The sequence below is a fragment of the Streptosporangium sp. NPDC001559 genome (genome assembly GCF_042893955.1).
Taxonomy (GTDB): Bacteria; Actinomycetota; Actinomycetes; order Streptosporangiales; family Streptosporangiaceae; genus Streptosporangium.
In genome coordinates this window covers 190663-204195 of the sequence record NZ_JBIAVG010000004.1, presented here as the reverse complement: position 1 = coordinate 204195, position 13533 = coordinate 190663, and the positions used below count along the sequence as shown (strand labels likewise).

14 protein-coding genes and 1 pseudogene are annotated in these 13533 nt (G+C 70.1%); 6 read left to right on the top strand and 9 right to left on the bottom strand.

The genetic code is table 11. The features are described 5' to 3' along the window. Window positions 1-120 precede the first annotated feature (120 nt). The gene (locus ACFYY8_RS10900) at window positions 121-849 is read left to right on the top strand and encodes a helix-turn-helix domain-containing protein (RefSeq protein ID WP_390039445.1); all 729 of its coding nucleotides are present in this window, start codon (window positions 121-123) and stop codon (window positions 847-849) included. 225 nt (window positions 850-1074) lie between these two features. Here the strand turns inward: ACFYY8_RS10900 and ACFYY8_RS10895 are convergent, their stop codons facing one another. Continuing rightward, entirely contained in the window at window positions 1075-2142 is a 1068-nt protein-coding gene (locus ACFYY8_RS10895; protein ID WP_390039443.1) for a tetratricopeptide repeat protein, read from the bottom strand. A 370-nt stretch (window positions 2143-2512) separates the two neighbouring features. Between ACFYY8_RS10895 and ACFYY8_RS10890 the strand changes: the two genes are divergently transcribed. Next, the gene (locus ACFYY8_RS10890) at window positions 2513-3514 is read left to right on the top strand and encodes a GNAT family N-acetyltransferase (RefSeq protein WP_390039441.1); all 1002 of its coding nucleotides are present in this window, start codon (window positions 2513-2515) and stop codon (window positions 3512-3514) included. 113 nt (window positions 3515-3627) lie between these two features. Here ACFYY8_RS10890 and ACFYY8_RS10885 read toward each other — a convergent pair whose 3' ends face one another. From ACFYY8_RS10885 to ACFYY8_RS10875, 3 genes are all read right to left on the bottom strand, one after another. Further along, entirely contained in the window at window positions 3628-4260 is a 633-nt protein-coding gene (locus tag ACFYY8_RS10885; protein ID WP_390039439.1) for a TetR/AcrR family transcriptional regulator, read from the bottom strand. A gap of 133 nt (window positions 4261-4393) precedes the next feature. Then, window positions 4394-5098, bottom strand: a complete 705-nt coding sequence (locus tag ACFYY8_RS10880; RefSeq protein WP_390039437.1) for an alpha/beta fold hydrolase — start codon at window positions 5096-5098, stop codon at window positions 4394-4396. Window positions 5099-5108: 10 nt separating this feature from the next. Then, window positions 5109-6056 carry an NADP-dependent oxidoreductase gene (locus ACFYY8_RS10875; protein ID WP_390039435.1) on the bottom strand — a complete coding sequence of 316 codons (948 nt, stop codon included), beginning with the start codon at window positions 6054-6056 and terminating at the stop codon, window positions 5109-5111. Window positions 6057-6194: 138 nt separating this feature from the next. Between ACFYY8_RS10875 and ACFYY8_RS10870 the strand changes: the two genes are divergently transcribed. Then, complete coding sequence (locus tag ACFYY8_RS10870) at window positions 6195-6842, top strand: HNH endonuclease family protein (protein WP_390039433.1); 648 nt, start codon at window positions 6195-6197, stop codon at window positions 6840-6842. A gap of 36 nt (window positions 6843-6878) precedes the next feature. Here the strand turns inward: ACFYY8_RS10870 and ACFYY8_RS10865 are convergent, their stop codons facing one another. Together ACFYY8_RS10865 and ACFYY8_RS10860 are read right to left on the bottom strand one after the other, a co-directional pair. Further along, complete coding sequence (locus ACFYY8_RS10865; RefSeq protein ID WP_390039431.1) at window positions 6879-7181, bottom strand: hypothetical protein; 303 nt, start codon at window positions 7179-7181, stop codon at window positions 6879-6881. A 228-nt stretch (window positions 7182-7409) separates the two neighbouring features. After that, the gene (locus ACFYY8_RS10860) at window positions 7410-7985 is read right to left on the bottom strand and encodes a hypothetical protein (protein WP_390039429.1); all 576 of its coding nucleotides are present in this window, start codon (window positions 7983-7985) and stop codon (window positions 7410-7412) included. Window positions 7986-8274: 289 nt separating this feature from the next. Between ACFYY8_RS10860 and ACFYY8_RS10855 the strand changes: the two genes are divergently transcribed. Both ACFYY8_RS10855 and ACFYY8_RS10850 read left to right on the top strand, forming a co-directional pair. Further along, window positions 8275-8469 carry a hypothetical protein gene (locus ACFYY8_RS10855; protein WP_390039427.1) on the top strand — a complete coding sequence of 65 codons (195 nt, stop codon included), beginning with the start codon at window positions 8275-8277 and terminating at the stop codon, window positions 8467-8469. Window positions 8470-8610: 141 nt separating this feature from the next. Beyond that, window positions 8611-9063, top strand: a complete 453-nt coding sequence (locus ACFYY8_RS10850) for a hypothetical protein (RefSeq protein WP_390039425.1) — start codon at window positions 8611-8613, stop codon at window positions 9061-9063. A gap of 56 nt (window positions 9064-9119) precedes the next feature. On the opposite strand, the gene ACFYY8_RS10845 is transcribed toward ACFYY8_RS10850, so the two are convergent. The 3 genes from ACFYY8_RS10845 to ACFYY8_RS10835 all read right to left on the bottom strand — a co-directional run bounded on the left by ACFYY8_RS10845 (window position 9120) and on the right by ACFYY8_RS10835 (window position 12107). Then, window positions 9120-10274 (bottom strand): glycosyltransferase family 4 protein, encoded by a 1155-nt coding sequence (locus ACFYY8_RS10845; protein WP_390039423.1) that lies wholly within the window; start codon window positions 10272-10274, stop codon window positions 9120-9122. Then, a complete protein-coding gene (locus ACFYY8_RS10840; protein ID WP_390039421.1) occupies window positions 10271-11119 on the bottom strand; it encodes a sulfotransferase family protein in 849 nt (282 codons plus the stop codon). Before ACFYY8_RS10840 ends, ACFYY8_RS10845 begins: the two co-directional genes overlap by 4 nt. A 292-nt stretch (window positions 11120-11411) precedes the next feature. Then, a complete protein-coding gene (locus ACFYY8_RS10835) occupies window positions 11412-12107 on the bottom strand; it encodes a macro domain-containing protein (RefSeq protein WP_390039419.1) in 696 nt (231 codons plus the stop codon). 142 nt (window positions 12108-12249) lie between these two features. Here ACFYY8_RS10835 and ACFYY8_RS10830 point away from each other — a divergent pair. Beyond that, window positions 12250-13430 (top strand): annotated as a pseudogene (locus tag ACFYY8_RS10830) (RNA-guided endonuclease InsQ/TnpB family protein); the annotation flags it as partial. Between the last annotated feature and the right edge of the window lie 103 nt (window positions 13431-13533).

The following is a 13533-nucleotide window of genomic DNA, read 5'->3' as shown; positions in this document are numbered from 1 at the left end:
GCCTCTCAAGCCGATAAATGGTTACTTAGGTTACCCTTACCTTATTTGGGTCGATCCAACGTGGAGGGCGGCCGCTCACACTCAGGGGTCACGTGCCCCTGACCGTCAGGAGGTCGGACCGTGATCGGAGAGGTACCTGGGCCGGAGATCCTGGCGGGCGACGAGTTCGTCGCGGACTGGGGGCATCCACCGCACGCGCACACCTACCACCAGTTCCTGTTCGTCCCGCTCGGGTGGATCACGGTGACCGCGCAGAGTAGGGAACACCGCCTGTCGGCGTCGGTCGCCCTGTGGATCCCGGCGGGGATCGAGCACAGCGCCAGGTTCGGTGAGGACTCGATGATCGTCTCCGAGTCGTTCGACGCCGAGCGGTACCGCCTGCCGTACACCGAGGCCACCGGGGTCAACGTCACCGACGCGCAGCGCCGACTGTTGCTGAGCAGGTCCCGCAGGTCCGTGCTCTCCGACGATGCGTTCGCGTTCGCCTCCCTGTCTGCGGCGACGCGGGCGAGCCTCCCCCTGCCGCAGCCGAGCAGCCCGCTGGCGGCGACCGTCGCCAGGGAGCTGGGCCGCAGGCCCGACGATCCGCGCACGGTCACCGAGTGGGCGCTGAGCCTGCACACGAGTTCGACGAGCCTGCGCCGGGCGTTCCGGGCCGAGACGGGCCTGGCCTTCTCCGAGTGGCGGACCAGGCTGCGGCTCAACCACTCCCTCGACCTGCTCCAGCGCGGCCACCTGGTCGGCGCGGTGGCCGCCATGGTCGGCTTCAGCAGCGTGAACGGCTACATCATGGCGTTCCGGCGGCATTTCGGGCAGACGCCGGGGGCGTACGCGAGGAAATCGGCCTGAAGGGAGAGTCGCGATGGAACCGTCCCAATGGCGGTCCGGTCCCGGAAGTTGTCAATTCACCTGAGGTGACCGGCTGATCACTGATAGACACGTCATCGGTGGGCGCGGTGCTGGAGGAGGAACCGGGCCCACCCGAGGGGAAGGGACGGGACCATGGCCGCCGCCGCACGCCAACCCCATCCCGTCCGTCCCCGGCCGCTTCCGGGCACGCCGTACGGCCGGCCCTCAGCCGTGGTCGGCGGGGGAGTCACCGGCCGGCGGCTCCGCGGGAGCCGGGGCCTCGATCAGTCCGATGGGCAGCGCGCCGTCGGTGTTCCACGGGGGCTGGGTGAGCTGCTCGGATGCCCCGTCGAACTTCCTGGCGGCCTTGGGGTGGCCGTTCGAGGCGGCGCGGTTGAACCAGCTGGCCGCGGCCCAGTCCTCTCCCTTGCTCTGGTGGATCATCGCCAGCCGGTAGGCCGCGTCCGCCTGACCGTGGTTCCCGGCCAGGCGGTAGAAGAACATCGCGACGCTGAGCTGCTCCGGTCCCGCCCGCTGGTAGTGGCGACCGTACCGGTAGGCCAGCTCGGCGGCGGCCCGCGACTGCTGCGGGTCGTTGAACAGCGCGGGCGCGTCGGCGTGCCCGGCGTCGCCGGCCTGGCGCAGCCACTGGCGCCCCTCCTCGGGCCAGCCCTTCAGCAGGGCGATGACGGCCAGGCGCATGCAGTCGTCGCCGTTGCCGACGTCGCTGTGGTGCAGCAGCCGGGCACCGGTCCTGCCGTAGACCTGCAGTAGGTGCTGGGTGGCCTCGGGCAGCGGGGGCTCGCTCGGGGCGGTGGGCCGCTGCCGCGTCCTCCGGGGCGTCTCCTGAGGCCCGGCCTGCTCCTGAGGCCGTACGGCGGGCTGGGTGAACGTCGAGGACGCCGGAGACGCCGAGGGCGTCGGGGCCGGAGCCGTCTCGGCCGGCGCGGGTTCCTGGACGGTGGGGGTGCCGAGATGGGCGGCGCGCCAACGCCGGTGCCAGGTGTCCGTGTCTCCCAGAGCACTCACGTCGAGCCCGGTCAGCTCGGCGGCCGTCGTGCAGGCGCTCACGAAGGAGGACACCCACGGCCAGCCGGGGACACGCTTGCGTTTCCCGCTGAGGATGTCGTGGGTGGTGCTCTCGGTCAGCTCTCTCGCCAGGCCCGGGGTCTTCCCCGACGGCCGTGAGATCCTGCGCAGGTCGGACAGCGTGGGGGAACCGGCCAGCTCACGCAGCTCGTTGAGCTGCGCGATGAAGGCGCGTAGCGTCGCGACGTGGTGTGAGTGAGCCATCGCCCCCAGCCGGAAAATGAGTGATCTGTGATCTACGGGTAGTAGTTGGAGTCATATTGGCATCAACCGAGGGTCAAGCATGGGGAGATCCCATATCCCGCCTCGTCCGGGGCCGATCGGGGGTTGACCTGGTCAGGCACACCCGGATGAGACAGAACAAGGTCGAAACGATCCGGATGACTCCGGATAGGTCCGGACGAAATCGGATGCCCTCGTAACTCCTGGAAAGCCCGAAGACCAACGGGGCCGACGAGCCCCACAACCCCATTCTTCCGTCACCCGCCTCGCCGCGACAGGTGATCCGCTCCATACACCGGACCCCACGGACGCCCTCTGGCATCCCGCGAAAAAGGCGTGTCACAGTGTCGGGATGACCTCTGCGATCGTGGAACCCTTCGTGCCACGGCGTGCGACCGAGGCCGATCTCACCGCCTGGTGCGAGGTGTTCGGCGACGGGCAGCGGGAGACCTCCGGAGACTCGTCCTCCGCGACCGCGCTGGCCGGACGGCTGCTCGCCGAGGAGGCGTCCGCCGTACCGCGGTGGGTCGCCCGGGGCGCCGACGCCCGGCCGGTCGTCGGCGTGGCCGAACTCCGGCCACAGTCACGCGATCCACGCGTCGGCTTCCTCCGCCTGTTCGTGGCCCCGCAGGCCCGGCGCGCCGGCGTGGGGTCCGCCCTGCTGACCCGGATCGCGGAGGACGCCCGCCGGGCCGGGCTGGAGCGTGTCCAGGCGACGGCGCAGGCCGGGGAGCCGGGGGAGGCGTTCGCCCGCACCCGGCGCGGTGTGCGGGAGCTGCTGCGCCTTGAGCGTCAGGAACAGTCGCTCGACGAGACGGTGCTGCGCCGCTGCCGTGATCTCGCCGTCTGCCCGGACCCCGCCCGATACCGGCCGGTGTACTGGCACGGCCCGGTTCCCGAGCCGCTGGTTCTCGCCTTCGGCCAGGTGATGGGCCACGTGCTGGACGCCCCGGGCGCCGCGCTGCAGATGGCGTCCCGGCAGGAGTGGGACCGGGAGGCGGTGCGCGCCTGGGAGGCGCAACTGACCGCCGGTGGCGAACAGGTGATGGTGCACGCGGCGCTGCGGCGCGACACGGGCCAGGTCGTCGCCGCGACGGTGATCACCGTGGCGGGGGACGACGCTCCGGACGCGGCACAGCACGACACGGCGGTGCTTCCCCGGCACCGGCGGCGTGGCCTGGCCCGCTGGATAAAGGCCCGGCACACCCTGCGGCTGCACGAACGCTTCCCGCGTGTGCGAACCGTCGGCACGACCGTCAACCAGCGGAACCTGCCGATGATCGCGGTGAACCGGACGGTGGGCTACCGCACGGTGCACGAGCGGCTCCTGATGGAACTGCCCCTCGTTGACTGAGGTTCCTCCTGCCTGAGCCACGCTTTTGAGGTACGGCGGGCAGGACGACGTTTCACCGCCCGCCGTACGGGCTTCCGGGAGTACGGCGACCCGCGTGGTCCGTCGACTGGCGGCTACTTCGTGTGTGAGCAGCCCGGTGCCGAACGGTGGGCGATACCGGCGAGCACCAGGTCGAGTTCGGTCAGCGAGTCCTCCAGCGCGGCACGCTGGTCCGGGGCGCGTGCGATGTCCAGGGCGATCTCGCAGATCCCCCCGTACAGCAGTGAGGCGGCGGGGTCCAACGGCCGGTCCGGGACGCACCCGGCCTCGATCGCGATGGCCAGCCCGCGCCGCACCTGCTCCTTGCATCCGGCCTGGATGTCCCGCATGGCGGACCAGCCGAGCGCGCCCGGCGCCTCGACCAGCGTGATCTGGCGCACGGCGGGTTCGAGGGAGGCCTCCAGCAGGCGCCGGCAGCCCGCAGACATCCCGTCCCACGGATCCTGCCGGGCCCGGAACGCCTGCCGTACGGTCATCGAGAGCGCCTCCTGTTCGGCGGCGTAGACCTCGCGGAAGATGTGTTCCTTGTTGCTGAAGTGGTGGTAGAACGCGCCACGCGTCACGCCGGCCCTGGCACAGATCTCGTCCACCGCGGTGGCGGAGAAACCGTCGCCGATGAAAAGCTCGCGCGCCGCCGCGACCAGGGCGCCCGTGGTCGCCCTGGTGCGTTCGTGCTGGCTCCGCCGCACACTCGCGTTCTCCGCCACCCGCGTATCCCCTCCTGCTCAGAACCTGAGGTTAGAGGAACATACGCGGCGAACGGGTTCTCCGAGCCGTCACGGGCGCCGCACGCGGGGCCTTCTTCATGTCCTTTTCCAGGACCGCGTGACGGTCGCCGGTTCAGGCCGGGTACGTGTGCCGCAGCAGGATGTCCGCCAGCGCCCGAGGCTCGGTGACCATGACGTCATGGCCCGCGTCCAGGACATCGGCCGCCCAGCCGTACTCGCCGGCCAGTCTCGGGAACGGCATGGGGCCGTCCGGTGTACAGAGCACCGCTCGGCACTCGATCGTGTCGACGGCCCCGGTCAGCCGGGTCGGCTCGGAGAACGTCCGCCGGGGGTGGGCCGTCAGCCGGGGTTCCAGCCAGGCCACCTGGTCCGGGTCCGTCACGCCGACGGCCGCCGCCGAGGAGGGCGGAATCATGCCGTCCACGGTGACCGACTCGATCCAGTCGAGAAAGAACGCGGGAGCCAGGTCCTCCAGCGACTCCCCGTCACGGGCCGCCCAGGCGTCGACCATGACGATCCGGGAGACGCGTTCCGGCACACGGTCGGCGGCCTCGCGCACGACCAGACCGGCGTAACTGTGCCCGACGAGCACGACGTCCCGCAGATCCTCGTATCCCAGCAGGCCCAGCAGGTCGTCCACGTGCGTCCGCAGGCCGATCTCGGGGCCTGCCAGGTGGGCCCGTTCGCCGAGACCGGTCAGCGTCGGGGTGTGGACCTCGTGACCGGCCTCCCGCAACCGCGCGGCCACGTGCCGCCAGCACCAGCCGCCGTGCCATGCCCCGTGAACCAGCACATACGTCCTGTGTCGTTCCCGCACTGTCCCCTCCTCAGTTCGTCTCGCCGACGGCGAGCACGATCTTGCCCCTGGTACGCCCCGAGCCGAGGAGGTCGTGCGCCTCGGCCGCCTCCGCCAGTGGGAACACCGCGTCGACATGCGCCCTCAACCGCCCTTCGGCCACGAGACCGGCCAGCGCGGTGAGCCCGGCGCCGTCGGGGTCGACGAGGTAGGCCGCGGCGCGCACGCCGAGTTCGTCGGCGCGCTCGTGCAACCCGGGGGTCCAGGCCGCCTGCCCGCTGACCAGGACGCCACCCGGCCGCAGGCACTCCAGCGCCCTGAGCCCGGCCTCGCCGCCGAACATCTGGACGACGACATCCATGTCACGCGCCACGGCGGGCACCTCCGTCGTGGTGTGGTCGATCACCTCGTCCGCCCCCAGTTCGCGGACGAAGGGGTGTTTCGCGGCGCTCGCGGTGCCGGTCACGTGGGCGCCGAGGGCCTTGGCGATCTGGACCGCCAGATGTCCCACGCCCCCGGCCGCGCCGGTCACGAGGACCCGCTGCCCCGGGGCGACGGCGGCGACCTCGGTGAGCATCTGCCACGCCGTCAGTCCGGCGAGCGGCAGCGCCGCCGCCTCGGTGAAGCCCAGGCCCTCCGGCATGCGGGCGAAGTGGCGGGCGGGAGCGGTGACGTACTCGGCGTAGCAACCCGCGGCCCGGGGGAACCAGGGCATCCCGAACACCCGATCGCCGGGCCGGAACCGGGTCGTGCCGTAGCCGGTCCCCACCACGGTCCCCGCGACGTCCCAGCCGTTGACGAACGGCAGGTCGAGCACCCGGTTGTACGCCTGCCCCCGACGTGTGAAGACGTCAACCGGATTGACCCCGGCCGCCATGACCCTGACCAGCACCTCGCCGAACACCGGCGTGGGTTCCTCGACCTCGACCAGTGCCATGGTCTCGGCCTCTCCCCACACCGACTGCCGTACCGCCCGCATGACCGCCCCTTGGAGTGATGACGCCGAGGATGTTACATACATGATGAATGTATGTAAATGTGGAGGGGCCGGGACGTGTTCCAGGAGCCGCGGGGAACCGGCTGTCGTATCGGGATCTGGTTGGGTATGGGGGAGATCATGATTTCTTCGAGGCGGGCAACCCTCGTCGCAGTACTGACCCTCACGCTCGTCCCCGTCACCGCCCTCACCGCCCCGCAGGCGTTGGCCGAACCGCGTAAGCGGTCACAGGTCGCGGGCGCGGCCCTCTCCCGTCACATGCTGGCCCAGCTCAGGGTCGCCAGGCCCCTGAGCATCCGCGGCTACGACCGCGGGCGGTTCCAGCCTTGGGAACGCCGCGCGGGAAGGTGCGACACACGGGAAACGGTTCTGGCCCGCGACGGGCGGCACGTACGGCGTGACGCGGCCTGCCGTCCGGTCAAGGGACTCTGGTACAGCCCGTACGACGGCAAACGGCTCAGGAGCGAGAAGCAGGCGGACGTCGATCACGTGGTGCCGCTCGCCTACGCGTGGCGCTCGGGCGCCAAACGGTGGAGCCAGGCCAAGCGGCGCGCGTTCGCCAACGACCTCACCCGCCCCGAACTGCTCACCGTCAGCCACTCCGCCAACATCGCCAAAGGCGGGCGGGGTCCGCAGGGCTGGCGCCCGCAACGCCGTGCCTACTGGTGCCGGTACGCGACCTCGTGGATCACCGTGAAACACCACTACCGGCTCTTCGTGACCCGCAAGGAGAAGGCGGCGCTGCTCAACATGCTCCGCACCTGCTGACGCCGGCCTTCCCGACGATCCTCCCCGGGGCGGAGGTCACGACGCCTTCTTCGCTCCGCTCCCGGTCACCGAGCAGGAGTGGGCGCCCAGGGTGCCGCTCCAGGGGAAACCCCAGCCGCAGTGGTAGGTGCCCGCCGCCGCCCCGGACCTGACGGTGACCGTGAAGTCAACGTAGCCGGTGCCGCTGCAACTCCACGCGTCCAGCGCGTAGCCACCCTGTTCCTGCTGCCGCTGTCCGAACCAGCAGTCGAAAGAGCCGTCGGCGTGCGCGGGGGACGTTCCCAGCAACGGGACGGCCAGAACCACCGCGGCGCCGAGGATGAGCCCGATCGGTCTCATGGTCCTCCCTCATACACGTACCCGGCGTTTCCCTTCGGACGGTATACAGCAGGCCCGAACGTGTCGACGGTAATAACTCAGCGGTTTCATGTGGATTTCTCCCATCGGCGTTGCGGGGGCCGGAAAAACCGTCGGCATCGCATTCCCCGCAGGAGACCAGCGGACCGCGGATCCGCTCCCCGCGATCCGCGGGCCGGACCATAGAGCCACACGCCGAGCGTGAAGAAGCTAGAAGGACTCGACCCAGAGATACCAGGAACCGTAGTAGTGCTCGACATAGGGTTCGTATTCCTCCTCTTCCGGCAATGAAGGTTTCCCGTACGGGCTCCATATGAGGCCGTGGGCGTGGATGACGTCGCCGCCACCGGCCAGCGCGAAGCGCACAGTGTTTCCATGCCGTTCGGCCCAGGAGATGTCGAACGACCCCAGCGTTCCGGACCTCATCTTCCAGTCGGCGTCCCCCGCCACCGCCGACCGGGCGACCCTTTCGAAGGCCTGCTCGGACAGGGCGAATCTGGATCTCGCCGGCTCTCCCGCCAGGACCAGGATGAGGACCAGGAGCCCGATGGCCGGCGGCGCCGCCCAGCGCGGCAGGTTCCGCCTGACGTCCGCCCTGGCAGCCGGGTTGAAAAGCTTGACGGCGAGTCGACCGAGCCAGACCGTTCCAAGGACGAAGGCCACCAGGAGAACGGGAAGCACCCAGAGGGAGACACCGCCGGGGAAGCTCGCCCCGTACAGGAGCAGAAGGGCGACGACCGTCAGCGAACCGATCAGGGGAAACCCCGGTGCGCCGATCGAACTCATCGAAGACCGTTCTTTCAGGGTCACAGTGACTCCAACCGGTGCCGATTCCGACCTTTCATGATCCGCGAAGCCTAACCGTGAGATCCAGTGCGCGAGGGCGCCGGAAATACGGATTCTTCGCGGGTCCGGAGACCGCGGAAGGAGTCGGCCGGCTGTGGGACGACGGCCGCCCGATATGGAGGAGGGGATTTCCGGATCCGTCCGGAGACGTTTGGAGTGGTGGCGGTCGGGCTTCGGGGGGCGGAGGGTTGGGGGAACCCTCCCGCCTACCCCTCATGGAGGCGAGTCCATGTCGCGCGTAGACATCTCCCATACCTTCGTGCGCACCCCCGGCCGGGACCCCGAGGACGACCGGCTGCTGGCTCTGTTGGTGACGACGTGGGTCCTGGTGACCGGGCGGGTTCCTCCCGACCGTCCCTTCGACGAGTTGGGCGCCGACGAGCTGTTCGACTTCTGGGCCGACGACCAGACGGCGGGGGCGTGACCACAGGCCGGTGAGCCGCTGGAATCCGGCCCGTGGACACCGCGGTTCCGCGTCGGCCGGATCCTCTGGGATGCTGGGCGGAGAACCGCGCCCCTGCTGCGCCAGGACCGGTGCCAGGTTTTCCTGGCGGAGAGGACCAGCATGCCCATCGCCTTCCACTACGCCGACGACACCGAACGCGGGCACGCCGAGAAGCTCGCCGCGACACGCCACAGACTCCTCAACGAGGGGACGTCTCACCCGGCGTGGGAGGAGCTGACCGACGGCGAACGCGAACGGGCCGCGGCGGAGGCGGCCTGGTATCTCCGGGCGGGGCGCCGGGCCGGGCTGTACGACCGCAATGTGGCCCCGCCGGTCACCTCCATGGCCCGTGGCGCCGACGGCAGGCCGATCTCCCGGGACGACCACGAGGCCCAGCTGCGCGCCTGGATCGAGAAGAACGGCACCGGGGAGCGACTCGCGCTGCTGGACAGGGCGGAGCTGTCGGTCGTGACGGCGCTGCTGAACGAGCTGTGCGGCGCCCTGCCCAAGGAACGGCTCGGCCAGTTCGCCCGCGAGATGGCGGTGAAACTGAACGACCGGGGAGGCGTGTGACCTGCCCGCGGTGACGGCCTCGTGCTCCGGTACGGCTCGGACGCGGGAGACCGGGCTCAGTGCCGGGTGGGGCCCAGGAGTTCGGCGAACAGCCGTTCCCACATCGGCGTCACGACCTCGGGGGAGTAGTCCCGGGAGGTCCGTACGGCCGCGGCCCCCATCCGCAGCCGTAGTTCGCGGTCACCGATCAGTCGCAGCAGCCCCCCGGCCAGGGCGTCCACGTCCCCCGGCGGTACGAGCAGCCCGTCGACCTCGTCGGTGAGGACGTCACGCGGGCCGGTCGGGCAGTCGAAGGCGACGACCGGCAGGGCGTGGGCCATGGCCTCGATCATCACCATCGGCAGTCCCTCGAAGCGGGAGCTGAGCGCGTAGACCGACGCCCTGGCCAGCTCCCGGTCGAGGCGGTCGCTGCGTCCCATCAGGGTGACGTTGTCGCCGACCCGGTGTTCCCTGACGAGCGCGCGCAACGCGGCCTTCCCCTGGCCGGTGCCGTACAGGCGCAGCCGCCAGTCGGGGCGGTGCCGTACGACCTGGGCGAAGGCCGGGACGAGCAGGTCGAAGCCCTTCTGCGGGACGAGCCGCCCGGCGGCCACCACCAGGCGGTCGTCCTGCCGGGACGGCGTCCGGTCGAGGGGGTGGATCGCGTTGGGGATCCGCACGACCGGGGTGTCCGGCAGCAGCGCCTGGTAGTCGGCGCGGTCGGTCCCGGTGAGCGTCACGACCGCGTCCAGCCTGCCGTAGTGGCGGGCGATCTGCCGCCGCACGGTCTCCGGGTGGGTGGCCAGGTTGATGTGCTCCTGCGCGACCCGGACCACACTCCTGGGGGTACGGCGGGCGGAGATGAGGTTCAGCGCGGGACGGGTGGTCACCAGGACGCCGTCCCGCAGGGAGGAGACGTAGTCGGCGACGGCCCTCTCGACCCGTTCGGTGAAGCAGGCCGCCGCGAACTCGCCGGGCGGCACGACCTTCCCGCGGACCCTCCGCCAGGCCCTGCGGCCCAGTGAGTCCTGGGGTATCCCGGCACGCTGGTCGGCCAGGACGGTGACCGGCACCCGGGGGTCGATGGGGAAGCGGGGGGAGTCGCGGCGCCGCACGACGCTGACGATCTCCACCTCGTGCCCGGCCCGTGCCATCGCGTTGGCCTGGTTGACCACGGTGCGGATCGTGCCGCCCATCCCGTAGGCGTGCAGGAGCAGGTAGCGGACTCTCATAGGGCCGCCACATAGTCCCAGGTGACGGCCATCGGGCGCAGCACCTCTGGGACCTCGTCGGGAGCCGGGAGGGCACGCCCCGGCTGCACGCTTCCCGAGCGGATCTTGTCCTTCCAGTCGCCGAGGCCCTTCTGGAGCACCTCCTGCTCCCCGTATTCGAGCATCCCGGTCTCCCAGGGGACGCCGAGGAAGTCGCACAGGCGCCGGGTCTCCCGCCTCGGGTTCTCGGTCAGGTCCTCGTAGCGCACGGTCAGGCCGTCGAGCGCCCGCCGCGCCCGCTGCACGGCCTTCATGTAGCGCAGGGCGTCGAGCGCGGCCTCCTGCGGCGTACGGCGCTCGGGGCTGGCCTCGTGCCAGGATTTCGCGATGGAGGCCGGGTGCCGCAGCAGGAAGACGAAGCGGGCGTCGGGCCAGCAGGTGGCGATGCGTTCGAAGGCGAAGGCGTTGGCGGGTGTCTTGTCGACGATGAAGGACTTGCCGCTACGGACCAGCTCCCGGTGCAGGACCCGGTCCCACAGCAGGTGTTCCAGGTCGGCGCCGTTGTGGCCGAGGGCCTCCATCGCCCGCCTCGACAGTGAGGTGCCGAAGTCCACGCTCAGCCTGCGCACGTGCAGCTCGTGCGGGGCGTGCAGCATCGAGTGGGCGTTGAGCATCGCCCGCAGCAGCGTGGAGCCCGACCTGACGGGGGACAGGACGAAGATCGGCGCGGTCAGCAGCCGGTCGGTCACCGGGTCGGCGGGAGGCCGTATCGGCTCCCGCTCCTCCTCGGGGGCGTTCCTCACCCGGTTGAGCTGGAATCCGGTGACCCTGACCAGGGCCTTGCCGACCGTGCGCTGCCAGTTCATCGAAACCCCTTAAGCGTGGAAACCCGGTCCTTCAGGGCCGGGAGGAAACGCGGCACGACGCCGCGGGATTCGATAATGTGTTCGGTGGCAGCGATGGCCAAGCCGCCACCTGCACGATCGGTTCCACCCTCGCCGCCGGGCCGGCGGAGAGGTGAAATGCCTGCGGAGCTGGTGTAAGACCCCAATGAAAGATCCTTTTCGGGCGGGCGGCCGGCGGTGAAACAGGAAACCCTGCGGGCGACCGTGGGAATCCCCTCCCTTCAGGGAGGGGAGGAGGTCAAGGCGAGGCACGTTACCCAGCCTTCCTGGCATTTCTCTGTGTACGGCCCGGCGCCGCGGGGTCAGCGGCGCCCGGGCGGGACGTCCGGACCCGCTCCTCGGGGCGCTCTTCGATGCCGTCGAGCTGCTTGACGACCGTCTCGCGCAGGTCGTCGTAGTTCTCGAAGGAGTGGTCGTTGAACAGGGTGTAGCCGGTCCACATCAGGTTGGCGCAGACCCGGGCGGGGACCTGGCCGGTGGCCGCGCCCATGCCGACCAGCGCGACCGAGGTGATGGTGCCGGGTTCGTTCCTGTTGTGCATGTGGACGGCCTGGAAGGCGGCTGCGCACGCCAGCGCGACGTTCAGCGTCTCGCTCACGTCCTGCGCCGAACGGGTCATCGTCGGCGTCGAGATGAGGAACTTCGGGGTGACCGCCCCGGAGCGCACGCACACGGCGCCGCCGACCGGGAGCGTCCCGCCGAACTCGTCCTTGATGGCCCGCTGGACCCGGAGCTGGATGCCCGCCCCGAGGTGCCGCTTGATGACCGCGTCGACGCCGCCGTCCATCCGGCCCTTGGAGTTGGTCGGGGTGACCCAGGCGTCGACGTTCTGGTCGAGGATCGACCCCCTGGTGATGTCGATCTCAGGGGTGTCGGCGAACGCCGCCAGCCACGACTGCACCACCTCGGTGTTGACGTCCGTCAGCACGGCCCTGAGCGGTGACTTCACGTGTTCGACGGCCGTGGGGATTCTTGGGTGTGGAGCCCCCCGCCTCCAGGTGCGGAAAGGAAGCGCGGCACCATGCCGCACAATTTCGAACAAGCATACGAGTCACGCTTGGTTGTATGACACAATACGTAGTGTGACGAAGATGGTGAAGCGAGCCTACAGGTACCGCTTCCACCCGACCCCCGAGCAGGCCTGCGAGCTTGCCCGGACGTTCGGCTGCGTCCGCCTCGTCTACAACAAGGCCCTGGAGGAACGCACCCGCGCCTACACGCTGGAGGGCCGTCGCGTCTCCTACGTGGAGTCCTCGGCCGCGCTGACGGCGTGGAAACGCTCGGGCGACGTCGATTTCCTGTCCGAGGTGTCGTCCGTCCCGCTTCAGCAGGCGTTGCGCCACCTTCAGGCGGCGTTCTCCAACTTCTTCGCCAAACGCGCCAAGTACCCCACCTTCAAGTCCCGTAAGAAGTCCCGTGCGTCGGCGGAGTACACCCGCTCGGCGTTTCGGTTCCGGGACGGCCGGTTGACGCTGGCGAAGATGGACGCACCGCTGAACATCGTGTGGTCGCGGCCCCTCCCGGAAGGGGCCGAGCCGTCCACCGTGACCGTGAGCAGGGACGCGGCGGGCCGGTGGTTCGTGTCCCTGCTGGTCGAGGAGACGATCACACCGTTGGCTGCGGTGGAGCGGTCGGTGGGGGTGGACGCGGGCATCACCGCGCTGGCGACGCTCTCGACCGGCGAGAAGATCGTCAACCCGCGTCACGAACGCCGAGATCGGCGCAGGCTGGCCAAGGCTCAGCGGGCGTTGGCCCGTAAGGAGAAGGGTTCCGCCAACCGGGCCAAGGCCCGGCTCGCGGTCGCGCGGGTGTATGTCCGGATCACCGACCGTAGAAGGGATTTCCTGCACCAGGTCACGACACGGCTTGTTCGCGAGAACCAAGTGATCGCCGTGGAGGACCTGACCGTGCGCAACATGGTCAAAAACCGTTCGCTGGCCGTGCCGTCTCGGACGCCTCCTGGCGTCAGATGCGCTCCATGCTGGAGTACAAGGCGGCCTGGTACGGGCGCACGCTGGTGGTGGTGGACCGCTGGTTCCCCTCCTCCAAGCTGTGCTCGGCGTGCGGGACCCTGCAAGACAAGATGCCGTTGACCGTCCGGGAGTGGGAGTGCGCCTGCGGGGCGGTCCACGACCGGGACGTCAACGCCGCGAAGAACATCCTCGCCGCCGGGCTGGCGGAGAGGTGAAACGCCTGCGGAGCCGGTGTAAGACCTCAACGGAGTCCTCCGAACGGGCAACCGGCGGCGAAACAGGAAGACCAACCGGCGACGGTTGGAATCCCCCGGATTCGTCCGTGGGAGGAGGCCAACCTCACTCCCGGCACCCAGCTCAAGGTGACCGACGTGAGGACCGAACGCGGCGGGCTGTGCACCG

Bases quoted from the DNA above. Each gene is read 5' to 3' on its own strand.
- ACFYY8_RS10895 (WP_390039443.1), bottom strand. From the start codon at position 2,142: ATGGCTCACTCACACCACGTCGCGACGCTACGCGCCTTCATCGCGCAG.
- ACFYY8_RS10860 (WP_390039429.1), bottom strand. From the start codon at position 7,985: ATGAGTTCGATCGGCGCACCGGGGTTTCCCCTGATCGGTTCGCTGACG.
- ACFYY8_RS10840 (WP_390039421.1), bottom strand. From the start codon at position 11,119: ATGAACTGGCAGCGCACGGTCGGCAAGGCCCTGGTCAGGGTCACCGGA.
- ACFYY8_RS10855 (WP_390039427.1), top strand. From the start codon at position 8,275: ATGTCGCGCGTAGACATCTCCCATACCTTCGTGCGCACCCCCGGCCGG.
- ACFYY8_RS10845 (WP_390039423.1), bottom strand. From the start codon at position 10,274: ATGAGAGTCCGCTACCTGCTCCTGCACGCCTACGGGATGGGCGGCACG.
- ACFYY8_RS10875 (WP_390039435.1), bottom strand. From the start codon at position 6,056: ATGCGGGCGGTACGGCAGTCGGTGTGGGGAGAGGCCGAGACCATGGCA.
- ACFYY8_RS10870 (WP_390039433.1), top strand. From the start codon at position 6,195: ATGATTTCTTCGAGGCGGGCAACCCTCGTCGCAGTACTGACCCTCACG.
- ACFYY8_RS10865 (WP_390039431.1), bottom strand. From the start codon at position 7,181: ATGAGACCGATCGGGCTCATCCTCGGCGCCGCGGTGGTTCTGGCCGTC.
- ACFYY8_RS10890 (WP_390039441.1), top strand. From the start codon at position 2,513: ATGACCTCTGCGATCGTGGAACCCTTCGTGCCACGGCGTGCGACCGAG.
- ACFYY8_RS10850 (WP_390039425.1), top strand. From the start codon at position 8,611: ATGCCCATCGCCTTCCACTACGCCGACGACACCGAACGCGGGCACGCC.